We start from the raw sequence: 14,115 nt of genomic DNA on the forward strand, positions 1-14,115 counted from the left end.
AGACCTAGATAACAAGTCTAGGCCTTTTAGGTTAAGCATATTTCTGGTCTTCTGTTTCTTTTCTAAAAAAGCTTTTCATCGCGTGAAAAACGTCTGATTTTTGTTTTAAAATAAAGTGTCTAAAACTTTCGTCTTGAATATTTTTGTACGCAGACATTAAAGTGGAATGTCGATTGTACTGATTCACTTCCCCATATCCAAACATATTTGACACTTTCATTAATTCATTTACTAACTTTACACACCTTGCGTTATCTGAAGTTAAGTTATCGCCATCTGAAAAATGAAACGGGTAAATATTATAGCGGCTCGGATCATACTTTTGGTTAATTAATTCAAGCGCTTTTCGGTAAGCAGATGAACAGATAGTTCCTCCGCTTTCTCCTTTAGAGAAAAAGTCTTCTTCTGATACTACTTTTGCCTCTGTATGATGCGCAATAAATTCAATTTCCACTGTTTCATATTTCGTACGTAAAAAGCGTGTCATCCAAAAGAAAAAGCTTCTTGCCATATACTTTTCCCATATGCCCATCGAACCGCTCGTATCCATCATAGCTAAGACGACTGCTTTCGATTCTGGCTTTATAACTTCATTCCACGTTTTGAATTTTAAATCCTCCGGATAAATAGGATGAAAAGCAGCCTTTCCTGTCATTGCGTTTCGCTTGTAAGCGCTCATCATCGTTCGTTTTTTATCGATATTCCCCATCAAACCTGTACGTCGTATATCATTAAACTCAATGTGCTCCACAACAATTTGATCAGATTCTTTTCGCTGAAGATTAGGCAGTTCTAATTGAGCAAATAAAGCCTCTTGAAGCTCCATAAGAGACACTTCTGCTTCAAAGTAGTCTTCTCCAGCCTGGTCCCCTGCTCCTTGACCTTTTCCTGCTCCTTTTTGACCATCTCCAGCAGATCCATCACGTGCTACTACATCCCCAACTTTACTGTCTCCATCACCTTGACCCACATGTTTGTTTTTATCATAATTGTACCGAATTCGATATTCATCCAATGATTTGATCGGAATTTTAACAACTTCTCTTCCATTGGACATCACGATATTTTCTTCTGTAATTAAATCCGGTAAATTATTTTTAATTGCTTCTTTAATTTTTTCTTGATGTCTTTTTTGATCATCGTGGCCTTTACGATGGAGGGACCAGTCTTCTTTTGAGACAGCAAAACTTTTATCTACTTCTTTTCCCACGCTATTCCCCTCCTTATTTAAAAAACACCTGCACATTTTTACTCGGCATGCATAAGCTATACCGAAAGTTTCTGACAAATACCTTTAGTTCAAAGGTTGGTTACTCTTATCCTATGCGCAAGAATGGTATACTTGCTAACTAATTCTTTCACTATTAACTATTCATTTTATAGTGTCTAGTGTCATGTATATGTTTATGACTTATCATATGATGGTTAAGTGCAATGCGTACTACACATTAGCCTAATTATGCAGAGTTTATTTTAAGAGATAAGAAAAACATGGCACAGATCGGAAGTGCCATGTTTTCTTGTTAGTACTGAGTTATCGATTTAACAAACTTCCTACATAGCGCAGCAGTTCATTAGCAGATACTGAATTGTATCCATGCTCATCAATCAATCGAGCCACTACTTCATTTACTTTCTTCAGCTGCTGCTCATCTGGTGTTTTAGTGGACGTTGTAATTTTCACTACGTCTTTTAAATCCGCAAACAATTTTTTCTGAATCGCTTCGCGTAAGCGCTCATGGGAATTATAATCAAATCGTTTTCCTTTACGTGCATAAGCCGAAATACGAATTAAGATTTCTTCGCGGAATGCTTTTTTTGCATTTTCTGAAATACCAATTTGTTCTTCAATTGAACGCATTAATTTATCATCTGGATTTAACTCTTCTCCTGTTAGCGGATCACGAAGCTTATTTTTGTTGCAGTATGCTTCGACATTATCTAAATAATTATCCATTAATGTTTTAGCGGACTCTTCATACGAATAAACGAAGGCTTTTTGCACTTCTTTTTTAGCAATTTCATCATATTCTTTACGCGCCAGAGAAATATAATTCAGGTAACGCTCTCGATCCTCAGCAGAAATAGATGCATGCTGTGCTAGCCCTTCTTTCAATGAACGCAGTACATCTAATGCATTGATTGATTTAATATCTTTTCGAATGATGGTAGATGAAATGCGATTAATGACATAACGAGGATCAATACCGCTCATTCCTTCATCCGTATACTCTTTTTGTAACTCTTCTACGTCTGCATCGTTATAGCCTTCTACAGATTGACCGTCGTATAGGCGCATTTTCTTTAATAAATCGATATCGCCTTTTTTAGGCTCTTTTAATCTCGTTAATGTAGTAAAGATAGACGCAATACGTAACGTATGAGGGGCAATATGAACATCTGATACGTCACTTTCACGAATCATTTTGTCATAAATTTTTTCCTCATCACTCACTTTTAAGTTATATGGAACAGGCATTACAATAATTCGTGAATGCAAAGCTTCATTTTTCTTATTGGAAATAAACGAGCGATACTCTGTTTCATTTGTATGCGCTACGATTAATTCATCTGCACTAATTAAAGCAAATCTTCCTGCTTTAAAGTTTCCTTCTTGGGTTAAAGAGAGTAAATGCCATAAAAATTTCTCATCACATTTTAACATCTCCTGGAACTCCATCATTCCCCGGTTTGCTTTATTAAGCTCTCCGTCAAAGCGGTAAGCACGCGGATCTGACTCAGATCCATACTCTGCAATTGTTGAAAAGTCAATGCTTCCTGTTAGGTCGGCAATGTCTTGAGATTTCGGATCAGAAGGACTGAACGTTCCAATTCCAGTTCGTTTGTCCTCTGAGAAGAAAATGCGTTCGATAATGACGTCTTCAATTCTCCCGCCATACTCTTCCTCTAATCGCATTGTATTTAAAGGAGATAAGTTTCCTTCGATTCGGATACCATACTCTTCAAAGAAGTCTTTACGTAAATGATGTGGAATTAAATGCAGCGGATCTTCATGCATTGGGCATCCTTTAATAGCGTAAACAGCTCCTCGATCAGTAAGCGAATAAGCTTCAAGCCCTCTTTTTAACATGGTCACTAGCGTCGATTTACCACCACTTACTGGACCCATTAAAAGTAAAATACGTTTACGAACATCTAAACGCTTTGCAGCTGGATGAAAATATTCTTCCACCAAGCGTTCTAGCGAATCTTCAAGTCCAAACATTTGTCCACTGAAAAATTTATAATGTCTTTTACCATTTACCTCTTCAATTCCTGCATCCTTTATCATGTTGTATACTCTAGAGTGTGCAGGCTGAGCAATTAAAGGCTCATCTTTAATCAGCTTTAGGTACTCTTCAAATGTCCCTTCCCACTTAAGACGATTCTCTTCTTCGCGGTATCTTTCAACTTTCTTTAATATATCCATTAAAGGACCTCCCCTACTAGTTATGGTGCTAGTGAACAAGATTAATACAATCTATGCAGCAAAATGTTTGAACATGCTTTTTAAATTGTAAAATTCAGAAATTTGTCCTTGCTAGGCATTCACAGTAAAGTATTTATTAGCTATAATAAAAGAGTAAGAAGGAACGGCTAAACTTTGTTAGAGAACTTATGTCTCTAGAAGAGTTATTTTGTCATTATTATCATCATGAGATATGGGAAGTCGGTTTTAACTGCAGTAGCTATATAATCCTTTTAATTAGATTGAGGAGGAAAATCAATGCGCTTACTTTTAGTATTAGGAGTAACAATTGCTTTTTTAGCATCCATCTTCAGAGCGGGATACAATGATAAACCGGGCGTTAAAAAATAACCACTACATATCATCGTCGACATAAATAAAAAAGCGAGGTTCAATAAAATTTGAACCTCGCTTTTTACTTAAGATAAACCAGCATAATTTTGTTGACGCAGCGCTTCATAGATTAAAATAGCTGCTGTATTAGATAAATTTAAAGAACGAACATTTTCTGTCATCGGTAAACGAAGACATCTTTCCATGTTCTCTTCAATAATGTGCTTTGGCAGACCCTTTGTTTCTCTTCCAAATACGAAGAAATGATCCTGCTCTAAGTCACTATAATCAAATGTTGTGTGTGGCTGCTGACCAAATTTTGTGATGAAGTAGAAACCTGCTTCAGGATACTTTTCGAATACTTCCTCTAATGAATCATGATACACCACATTTACAAATTCCCAATAATCCAATCCAGCTCGCTTTAACATTTTATCATCTGTTGAAAAGCCTAACGGACGAACTAAATGCAGCGTCGTATTTGTTGCTGCACATGTTCGCGCAATATTTCCTGTATTTGCTGGAATTTCTGGTTGAAATAACACTACGTGTACTCCCACAAATTTTCACCTCTGCTAACAAATCTATTCATCATTATACCACTAACTTGCTAAAACGAAAGACTTACCGATCAACGATATGGAAAAAATCATACTTAATCTTTGGCGTGTAAGCCGTTGAATCTTCATAAGCCCAATATCTCATTCGACTATTATACGTGTTCGCATTCACAAGAGGCATACCGTGACCGTCTTTTGCTACAACAATCGTCGTATGATTCCATCTTCCATCTCCTTCAAAATCGTAGCAGATAACGTCTCCCGGGACAAGTTCGCTTGCTGAAGATTTCCTCACAGCCCGAAGTCCTGATTTGGAGTTACTTAAATAGCTGTGCATGGAATGAGCAACTGCCCAGCTATAGCTCCAGGCGTTCCCTCTCATCCACCATCCGTTTGCTTTTTTAGGATATCCCCGCATCGGCGCCTTTCCTGCATGCAAACACTGTGAAATATAGTTGGTGCAGTTTACCTCAAACTGCTTATAACTTTCATTAGGTTTATCCCAATGTTTTTCTGCATACTGAACAGCCGCAAGACGATCATAATAAGAGGCTCTTTCTTCGTCTTCCTCTACTTCTTCTACATCCATTTCAACCTTATCTTCAGAAAAACGCTTTACCAGCAGCTCATCTTGAATAAGCGTATCTTTATAAAAAAGAGCTAAACGATCTTCAATTTCTTCTTCTATATAGAAAAAATCGTTTTGTTTTAAAAATGCCTGAATGTGCACCTTATATAATACTCTTGTTTCTTCCTGATCCGTATGAGCAGATTGAATAGAACCTTTCATATTACATTTTAAAACATCAACTTCTCTTTTTTTTATAAGAGACCGCTTTAGCTCACACTGATGTTCAATGAAAGGCTTAAAGTCTTCATGAAGCTCACCTTTTACATAGCTGTCCGCACGCGCTTTAATTAAAGTATATAATACATTCCTTTTTGTTAGCATAATGTCACCACTTTTCTAAGCGTTTATTATACGCTATGACTCATTAGCTAACTTTATCAATAAAAATACGGTTTAGATCTCTTGAAGCATCTCTATACCTTTTGACATTTCTTCAATTACTTCTTGGTCCTTTTCTTTTTCTCTTAAGTTCATAAGTATATCTAACGCTTCTTTATCGCCAATTTTGCCTAACGCCCATGCCGCTGTTCCTCGAATGACAGGGCGAACGTCATTTTTAATTAATTCAATTAAATCTGGAACGGCGGTTTGATCTTTAAAATGGGCCAGTGCAATAATGGCATTACGCTGAATTGGCTTTTTCCCTCTCCAAGAACCTGAAACATGTCCAAATTTCTCTTTGAATTCACGATTACTCATCGTTAAGAGCGGTTTTAATTTAGGCTTCGCAAGTTCTGGGTCAGGCTCCATCTCAGGGTGAAAATGAAAGTCTTTTCCTTTATTTTCAGGACACACAGTTTGACATGTATCACAGCCATATAAACGATTGCCTAATTTACTTCGAAATTCTTCAGCTAAAAATCCTTTTGTTTGGGTTAAAAAGGCAATGCATCGCTGCGAATTCAGCTGACCACCTGTTACAAGCGCACCCGTAGGGCACGCATCAACACACTTATTACAAGTACCACAACCGTCCTCTATCGGTTTATCAGGAGGAAACGGGATATCTGTAATCATTTCTCCTAAATACACGTAGGAACCAAATTCAGGTGTAATAATGGCACAGTTCTTACCGCTCCAGCCAATACCAGCTCTTTCTGCTACAGCTCGGTCCGACAGCTCACCTGTGTCTATCATCGATTGAAGGATAGCTGCAGGTACTTTTTCTTTTATGAAGGTTTCAAGCTTTTGAAGCCTATCACGTAGAACCGTATGATAATCTTGCCCCCAAGAAGCACGGCAAAAGATTCCACGGCGATCTTCCTTTGTGCTCTTTGGTGCATCCTTTAATTTAGAAGGATACGCAAGTGCAATTGAAATAATCGATCTAGCTTTTGGAACAACTAATGTGGGATCTACTCTCTTTTCAATATCAGGTTCTTCAAAGCCTGAAGCATAACCTAACTCTTGCTGTGCTAACAATCGATTCTTTAACTCATCAAACATGGAAGCACTCGCAAATCCAATCTTATCGATTCCAATCTCTTTGCTATATGAAATAATTTCTTCCTTCAACTGATACGCATTCATAGTGAATAATGGCCTCCTTTCTAAGAAATTCTATATATTCATGCATTGAACTGTTTTCTCACTCAATGAAATGATAGGATGGTATCTATAAACGAACAAATACTAATTATAATAGAAAGGATCAAAAAAATGAACTTTACATTATCGCCCGCTATTAAACAGCTTTGCCCTTCTTTTAAAATGGGAATCATTCAGTATAAAAATATTGAAGTTGGTGATTCTCCTCAAATGCTAAAAGGACGTCTGCGCCTCTTTCAAGAATCCATTTATTTTGACCTTGGGTCAAAAAAAGTAACAGAATTCGAAGGTGTTAGCGAGTGGAGAAAGCTTTTCAAAACATTTGGAACTGATCCAAGTAAATACCGTCCTTCTATAGAAGCTTTAATTAGAAGAATAGGAAAACAAACGTATTTGCCTTCTATCAATTCTGCTGTGGACATTAACAACTTTTTTTCATTGCAATATGAAGTCCCAATTGGAATTTATGATTCCTCTAATTTAGAAGGCCCCATCGAATTTACTATCGGTAAAAAAGAAGAGTCTTATGAAGCTCTAAATGAACGTAACATTTCTTTAGAAAATAAAATCATTTCTAAAGATGCCCTAGGAGCTTTCGGAAGCCCTTATGTCGATTCTAACCGAGCGTACGTAACTGAAAAGACAACACAAGCTGTACAGTTCATTTATTTAAAGCCTTCACTTTCAGAAGAACGGGCTTATAAACTAACTAAATCCCTAAGTGACATGTTCATTCAAATTCACGGCGGCGCAGCAACCTATCAAGTCATTAACTGATGTACGTAAATATAGCGTCTATCTTGAAAAGATAGACGCTATATTTACGCTAAAAATAAAAAACGCAACATCTCAGCTTTGAAAGCGAGACACTGCGTTGTGATAACAATATGTATGGAGCGGGTGATGAGAATCGAACTCACGACATCAGCTTGGAAGGCTGAGGTTTTACCACTAAACTACACCCGCAAATNCACCATATAAGCTATTGCTAATGAGATAAAAGCAGCAATACTAAACTTTATGTAAGAAATCTCTAAAGCCCAAAGGCCGTATTTGTCTGCATTTAAACGATACATAGACCACCACTGTCCATTTTCACCTTTGAATAATGAAACGACAATCCACAAAAGAACTAAGAATAAAAACCATGAAAAAAAGATAATATAGTTAGTCATTTTCTTATTCATTTGCCATCTCCTTTATCTTCCAAATTTACTCACAATATTCTTGTCTCCTATTATATTAACAATAATCGGGAAAACTTTAGAGTTTTTATTGAATAAAGAACATTTGTTCGTATATAATAGAGAACGAATGTTCTTTATTTAAGGAGTTGTTCCAATGGATTATGAATATCTACCAAACAGAGTCATTATTTGTATTGATATGAAAGCATTCTTTGCTTCTGTTTCATGCGTGATACGTAGGCTAGATCCATTAAAAACAAAGTTGGCAGTTGTAGGAGATACAAAGCGGTCGGGATCAGTTGTGTTAGCTGCCACACCCTTATTAAAGAAAGAAGGGATCAAAACAGGCAGCCGTCTTTTCGACATTCCTAGAAGGAAAGATATCCATGTCGTAAATCCATCCATGGAAAGGTATGTCAAGGCTTCGAACTATGTTTCTAGTTTGGTATTACAGTATGTGGCTCCTGAGGATTTTCATGCGTATAGCATTGATGAGTTGTTTATTGATGCCACAGCTTCTTTGCATTTATTCGCTCGCACACCAAAAGAATTAGCCCGTAAAATCATCAACGAGATTTATCGCAAAACACGGCTGACAGCTACTGCAGGCATAGGTCCGAATCTCTTACTGGCTAAGGTGAGCTTAGATCATGAGGCCAAGAATAGCACAACAGGGGTAGCTTATTGGCGATACGAAGATATTCCTTTCAAATTATGGTCGATTCACCCAATGAAGGATTTCTGGGGAATCTCGTCTGCTACGGAAAGACGCTTAAATTGTTTGGGCATTCACTCCATAAAAGAACTCGCTCTTTCTTCTGTAGAGATGATACGTAAAGAATTTGGTGTCTTAGGAGAGGAAATCCACCAACATGCAAATGGAATTGATTTTAGTCGCATTTCTGACGTGTATATTCCGAGCTCTCGATCATTCGGGAAGAGTCAAATTCTGTTTCGAGACTATACAAATCGAAAAGAAGTGGAATTGCTGCTATTAGAACTGTTAGACGATGTGTGCTTTCGTTTACGTATGCATCAAGTCGTGGCACATACTATTCATTTATCCATTGGCTACAGCAAACAAACAGGTGGAGGTTTCTCGAGGCAAAAGAAAATGGAGCGAGCTTCGAATTTAAGTCAAGATATCTTCCCTTATTGTTTAACCATCCTACACACATTTGATAGCGGAATGCCCATTCGATCGATTGGAATTTCTTTATCGAACAACCTTATTCAAGAAGAAGAGCAAATGAGCTTATTTGAAGATATTGACCAGCGCGAAAGAGCCTATGCCCTTGCTAAAACGATTGATGAAATTCGTATGCGTTATGGGAAGAATAGCGTTCTGCGAGCTTCAAGCCATCTCGAGCATTCAACAGCTCGTTATCGAAACGGCCTTTTAGGAGGTCATAAAGCATAAAGGAGGAAGATGACATGCAAAACAGAGGAATGAAAAAATGGCGACCGTTTGCCACTATGCCCGAGCAATACAAAGGATTACAAGAAGTTATAAAAAAGCAATCAGAAATACCTCAACCTTTTTTAACAGAAGATCAAATGGAACAAATTAATTTTACCTTGATCGAAGCTCTCCATACACATAAAAAAGTATACCTTACGTATTACAAGCATGGGCAATGTATAACGGAAACAGGAGTTATTCAATTTGTAGATTCCCTTGGAGGGTTATTTGTATTTATAGATGAAGGATGTAAGCAAACGAACAAAATGAGGTTAAGCGAGCTAATTGATGTTCGTTTCATGTAGTAGAAAATAATAAAACAGTTTATTTACATAAGATTTCCATACATAATTAGTATAAGTTTAAAAAATATCTAATCATTTTTCCTAGATTCATTTAATGACGTTATATAAGGAGGTTCCTAATATGAAGCAAGTTTGGAATGAGTTTGAGCAGTGGTTAAAAATAAATCGACCAGAAGCAGCAGGAACGCTTAAAGAAGCAGCTACTGAATTAGAAATTGCAGAGGTTGAACAAAAGATGGGACTAACATTCCCCAAAAACCTTAAAGACTGGTTAATGATACATAATGGACAGCGTGATGAATATATAGCAGTTATTGAAAATTATACTCTATTACCTTTAGAGGAGATTCTGTATACGTGGCAAACATTAAAAGAGCTTTTAGACGGAGGAGAATTTGAAGATTTTCCAGAAATTGAACCTATTGGGCCAGTAAAAAAAGAATTTTGGTGGAACCCACGTTGGATTTCGATTGCCACGAATGGGGGAGGAGATGATATTTGTATAGACTTGGATCCTGATGAAGGAGGGGAAATTGGTCAAATTATCACCTTTTGGCATGATTGGGAACAGCGTGAAGTAATAGCAGACAGCTTAGAAGAATGGATAATAGCCACGATAAGTCATACAGATCATTAAAGGGGAGAAGCAAATGATAAAACCTGATATAGAGAAAATCTATAAAATTCTTAAAGAACTTCCAGGTACGTCAGTGAAAGTAGAATTTGAAGATGAAGTGGGAGAAATTCTTTCTGCTCCTTATTACATCTACCTTAAAAGCGAGTTTTTAGATGGCCAATTAGGCTACAGAGAAGATTTAGAAGCAAATTCCCTTATAGGAAATCAAGAAGGAGATTGGCAAGAAAACTGGTTTGTCATAGGGTATGATGAAGAAATAGGCGGTGACCCGCTCTTTATTGATATAGGGAATGTAGATTACCCAGTTTTCACAGCTGAACATGGCATGGGTGAATGGGACGCTTTAGAAATGTATGATTCTCTAAAAGAGTTTGTAGAAGAGGTTACTTAATTATTGCTTCGTTAAAAGATTTTGATAAAAGTACGGCCAGAGAAGGACAGATAGTAGTTTAGTATATACCTAGCTGTCCTCTTTTTTAGTACCTATTAAACTTAGAAAGAATGTAGAGGAAGGAAGGGCCTGATGGTAGGAATCGATTTCTGCATTGCCGATAATAAGAAAGAAGCAGCTTTTTCTACTAAATGTGTAAAATTTGAGGAAAGAGTACACGACTACCTGTTAACAAGAGAATTCAGACATTCGTTTGAATTATTGACAGGATTAGATCAATATGGGGACAAGTTGTTTTCTGTACAAGAGATAAATCAATTAATCAAGGTATGTGAAGCATTACAGACAATCTGTAGACAATCAACGGAGATAGCCCTGAAGACGAAAACATTTGCTGAAGCATTAAAGAGCCTTTGCTTAGAGGCACTGAAACTAAATAAATTAGTATTTGCCTCTGGCGATTAATGTAAAATTAAAACTGAAATCAATGTTGTAGTTCCATCGCTTCGATAATATGAATTAATAAATTCAAGGGAGAAAACGTCTTGAAAAAAACATTTCTAAATAAAAATAAAACACTTATAGGGTTAGGATATGAATTTCTAGTCGTTTGTCCACAATGCGCCTCTTGTGCAAAAGTCATAGCTTTAGATGATTCGAGTCCCTACGTCGCTAACGTCAGAAGAAGGTTTGTTTGTACTACTTGCGGAACCACAAAAGACAAAGTTATAAAAGCAAACGGTTACGGACAAGCAAGAGTATCGTACGAACGTAAAGCTGATTATGAAGTAATTTTAATTGGAGATCCCTGCGACTGGTATTTTCAACTTCCGCTCTATTTACAAATTGAATGTAGTGGAAACACCTTATGGGCATTAAACCTGGAACATTTAAATTATATCGAAAGCTATATAGAAGCTGAACTCAGGGAATCACATCCCTATTATTTAAGCGTCGAGAGTCGACTGCCAAAGTGGCTGAAGTTTGCTAAGAATAGAGAAGATGTATTAAAAGCTATTCAGAAACTAAAGGTGAAGACTTATTAGGTGCTTTGGCTGATTTGTTATAATTGCCCGTATATCTTTCTAATCATCTTATAAATTAAGCTAAAGAATTCTGCAACTGAAGGTAACTGTTAAATAGCCTAAGTATGGGAAGTGAAGAGTTTGTATCAAAGCATAAAAATTGATGATTGGATTTTAGAAATTGATGTTGAAGAAACAAAAACACAGTATTTGAAAAAATGGGATTTGTGCGATTGTCTATATTGTCTAAACTTTTATGAAGCTATGAAGTCCCGATCAGAGATAGAGCTTCAGTTTTTTAACCGACTAGGTATTAATCCTTCTCAATGTAATCACTTATCACATTTTGATTCTCAAGAAAATGGACTCCACTTCTATATTGGCTGCTATCATATGGTAGGTAAGGTATCTAACAAAACACCTCTTGAAATTATGAATTCAGATGGTGCAATTGAAATAAGCAATAACCTACATATTGGCTTTTCCAACGATTTAGAATTTGTCCCTGGCGGATTTACCAGACCCGTACTTCAACTTGATTTTGAGATAGAAGCCCCTTGGATACTTGTTGAAAAGCCAAATTAAAGTAATGTCAAATCTAATAAAGTTGTTTCTTAAAAAACCTATTCATTACGGTAACTAAAGTTAGTATTTTCATTCCAGTATAGGATAATCCAAATTTAGCCATATTAAATTGTAGTATTAAAAAAGATTAATACATATGAAAAATTCTTAAAAGGTGGATGTTATATGCTTGATTCTAAAACGATTGAAATTGTCCAATCAACAGTGCCAGTTTTGAAAGAACATAGTAAACAAATAGGAAAGAGATTTTATGAATTGTTATTTGAAAAAGCGCCAGATTTATATAATATGTTCAATCAAACAAATCAAAAAAGAGGAATTCAACAGGAAGCATTAGGATATGCCGTGTATGCTGCAGGAGAACATATTACAAACTTAGAAGCCATTAAACCTGTAATTGAACGGATTTCACAAAAGCATCGTGCGATAGGGGTAAAGGCAGAACAATATCCAGTCGTTGGTGAAACTTTACTTCAAGCAGTAAAGGATGTTTTGGGAGATACAGCTTCAGATGAGATTATTGAAGCATGGGGAAAAGCGTACGGATATATTGCCAATGCTTTTATTGAGCTAGAAGAAGCTCTCTACGAAGAGACAGAGAGTCAACCTGGAGGTTGGGAAGGATATCAAAGCTTTTATATAGATAAGAAAGTAGAAGAAAGTGATAATGTAACGTCTTTTTATTTAAAAGCTAAAAATGAGAAAGAAATTGCCTCTTATAAAGCAGGACAATACCTTACATTAGCAGCAAATGTTCCGGGAGAGAAATACACGCATATTCGCCACTATAGTCTTTCTGAAGCCCCTGGAAAGGATTATTATCGAATCAGTGTAAAACGAGAAGAAGGGCATGACGGTGCGCCAGCAGGAATCGTGTCAAACTATTTACATAAACAAGTTCAGACAGGAGATACTCTTAAGTTCTCAGCTCCAGCTGGAGATTTTGTACTTGATCACAGTGAACTTCCCGTTGTGCTAATTAGTGGAGGTATAGGTATTACACCTTTGCTTAGTATGCTGAATACCATTGTAGAAAAACAACCTACACGTAAGGTTACCTTTCTTCATGCAAGTATTAATGGGAAAACGCATGCTTTTAAAGAACATGTGGCTCAACTAAATAGAAATAACGAAAATGTTACCTCCTTCATCTGTTATAGCTCGCCTAATGAAGGGGATGGACTTGGCACTGATTTTGATAAAGAGGGTTATATTGATTTAGAATTGTTACAATCCGTTGTTCCTTCAAAAGAAGCTGTCTTTTATTTCTGCGGGTCGATTCCGTTTATGGAAGCTATTCTTAAAGCACTACATAGATGGGATATACCAAACGAACGTATTCATTACGAGGTATTTAGCCCTGTAGCCATTTTAGGAGAAAAATAAAGAAGTAATTGTTACCAGTAAACGGAAAATGTTCGATGAAAACACACGTCCTGTTTAAATAAATATGCTGTAAAAAAGCACTCATAAGCGTGCTTTTTTACTTTGCCCTAAGGAATGATTCTACAAACGATCATGATACATATAAGTATTTCTACACTCTCTGCGTACAAAAAACTGGAAAAAATTCTCTTCGGTAATTTATAATAATAGAAAACTATGTCGAACCCCAAATATTGGAGAGACTACTATATGAGAAGACTACTCCCTTTTATAATTTTTACCATTTACTGCATTCCATATGTTTATTTATCTATGCGAAAAGATTTTGAGGATGATTCAAAGGTAAGCTATATAATCATGGCCATAGTTACACTAGCACTGTCTTATCTAAGTGGGCTTATTAGAGCGGATTTATCACTTATTTTAGGAAATATAATTTCTTTTAGTACCTCATATTTTTATAACGCATTAAGGCTTCCTGATTCTAAATGGGAGAAATATTTTTCGCCCTTTAATTCTGTCGAACAAGTAGTACTGATAAGCCTTGCGGCGCTTGTGCTGCAGGTGATTATTTATACACTTGCTAGAAAACGAGC

The 14,115-nt window shown here is 36.5% G+C and carries 14 protein-coding genes and 1 tRNA gene; 9 read left to right on the forward strand and 6 right to left on the reverse strand.

Going from position 1 to position 14,115, the window contains the following annotated elements; all coding sequences use genetic code 11:
- Positions 1-31 precede the first annotated feature (31 nt).
- The 5 genes from yhbH to queG all read right to left on the reverse strand — a co-directional run bounded on the left by yhbH (position 32) and on the right by queG (position 6,523).
- Positions 32-1,210, reverse strand: a complete 1,179-nt coding sequence (gene yhbH, locus ACFX4W_RS14430) for a sporulation protein YhbH (RefSeq protein WP_013055180.1) — start codon at positions 1,208-1,210, stop codon at positions 32-34.
- A gap of 324 nt (positions 1,211-1,534) precedes the next feature.
- Positions 1,535-3,430 (reverse strand): PrkA family serine protein kinase, encoded by a 1,896-nt coding sequence (locus ACFX4W_RS14435; RefSeq protein ID WP_013055179.1) that lies wholly within the window; start codon positions 3,428-3,430, stop codon positions 1,535-1,537.
- Positions 3,431-3,888: 458 nt separating this feature from the next.
- Positions 3,889-4,362 carry a tRNA (uridine(34)/cytosine(34)/5-carboxymethylaminomethyluridine(34)-2'-O)-methyltransferase TrmL gene (gene trmL / locus ACFX4W_RS14440; protein ID WP_016762878.1) on the reverse strand — a complete coding sequence of 158 codons (474 nt, stop codon included), beginning with the start codon at positions 4,360-4,362 and terminating at the stop codon, positions 3,889-3,891.
- Positions 4,363-4,426: 64 nt separating this feature from the next.
- Positions 4,427-5,314, reverse strand: a complete 888-nt coding sequence (locus tag ACFX4W_RS14445) for an amidase domain-containing protein (protein ID WP_280559024.1) — start codon at positions 5,312-5,314, stop codon at positions 4,427-4,429.
- A gap of 72 nt (positions 5,315-5,386) precedes the next feature.
- A complete protein-coding gene (gene queG, locus ACFX4W_RS14450) occupies positions 5,387-6,523 on the reverse strand; it encodes a tRNA epoxyqueuosine(34) reductase QueG (RefSeq protein WP_237075565.1) in 1,137 nt (378 codons plus the stop codon).
- Between the two features lie 129 nt (positions 6,524-6,652).
- Here queG and ACFX4W_RS14455 point away from each other — a divergent pair, with 129 nt between their 5' ends.
- Positions 6,653-7,318, forward strand: coding sequence for a B3/B4 domain-containing protein (locus ACFX4W_RS14455; protein ID WP_280559023.1), 666 nt, complete (start codon positions 6,653-6,655; stop codon positions 7,316-7,318).
- A gap of 115 nt (positions 7,319-7,433) precedes the next feature.
- Here ACFX4W_RS14455 and ACFX4W_RS14460 read toward each other — a convergent pair.
- A tRNA-Gly gene (locus ACFX4W_RS14460) sits at positions 7,434-7,507 on the reverse strand.
- Between the two features lie 375 nt (positions 7,508-7,882).
- Between ACFX4W_RS14460 and ACFX4W_RS14470 the strand changes: the two genes are divergently transcribed.
- From ACFX4W_RS14470 to hmpA, 8 genes are all read left to right on the forward strand, one after another.
- Positions 7,883-9,148 (forward strand): Y-family DNA polymerase, encoded by a 1,266-nt coding sequence (locus ACFX4W_RS14470; protein WP_377559673.1) that lies wholly within the window; start codon positions 7,883-7,885, stop codon positions 9,146-9,148.
- Between the two features lie 14 nt (positions 9,149-9,162).
- Entirely contained in the window at positions 9,163-9,495 is a 333-nt protein-coding gene (locus ACFX4W_RS14475) for a YolD-like family protein (protein ID WP_097823712.1), read from the forward strand.
- A gap of 121 nt (positions 9,496-9,616) precedes the next feature.
- Positions 9,617-10,132 carry an SMI1/KNR4 family protein gene (locus tag ACFX4W_RS14480; protein ID WP_043981876.1) on the forward strand — a complete coding sequence of 172 codons (516 nt, stop codon included), beginning with the start codon at positions 9,617-9,619 and terminating at the stop codon, positions 10,130-10,132.
- 13 nt (positions 10,133-10,145) lie between these two features.
- Positions 10,146-10,523 carry a hypothetical protein gene (locus tag ACFX4W_RS14485; protein WP_043981877.1) on the forward strand — a complete coding sequence of 126 codons (378 nt, stop codon included), beginning with the start codon at positions 10,146-10,148 and terminating at the stop codon, positions 10,521-10,523.
- Positions 10,524-10,655: 132 nt separating this feature from the next.
- Positions 10,656-10,988, forward strand: coding sequence for a hypothetical protein (locus ACFX4W_RS14490; RefSeq protein ID WP_043981878.1), 333 nt, complete (start codon positions 10,656-10,658; stop codon positions 10,986-10,988).
- Between the two features lie 80 nt (positions 10,989-11,068).
- On the forward strand, positions 11,069-11,569 hold the full coding sequence (locus ACFX4W_RS14495) for a hypothetical protein (protein ID WP_043981880.1): 501 nt from the start codon (positions 11,069-11,071) through the stop codon (positions 11,567-11,569).
- Between the two features lie 120 nt (positions 11,570-11,689).
- Complete coding sequence (locus tag ACFX4W_RS14500; RefSeq protein WP_043981881.1) at positions 11,690-12,133, forward strand: hypothetical protein; 444 nt, start codon at positions 11,690-11,692, stop codon at positions 12,131-12,133.
- A gap of 165 nt (positions 12,134-12,298) precedes the next feature.
- The gene (hmpA, locus tag ACFX4W_RS14505; protein ID WP_043981882.1) at positions 12,299-13,519 is read left to right on the forward strand and encodes an NO-inducible flavohemoprotein; all 1,221 of its coding nucleotides are present in this window, start codon (positions 12,299-12,301) and stop codon (positions 13,517-13,519) included.
- Positions 13,520-14,115 lie beyond the last annotated feature (596 nt).

Source organism: Priestia sp. YIM B13489 (assembly GCF_042787645.1).
GTDB classification, from domain to species: Bacteria; Bacillota; Bacilli; order Bacillales; family Bacillaceae_H; genus Priestia; species Priestia megaterium.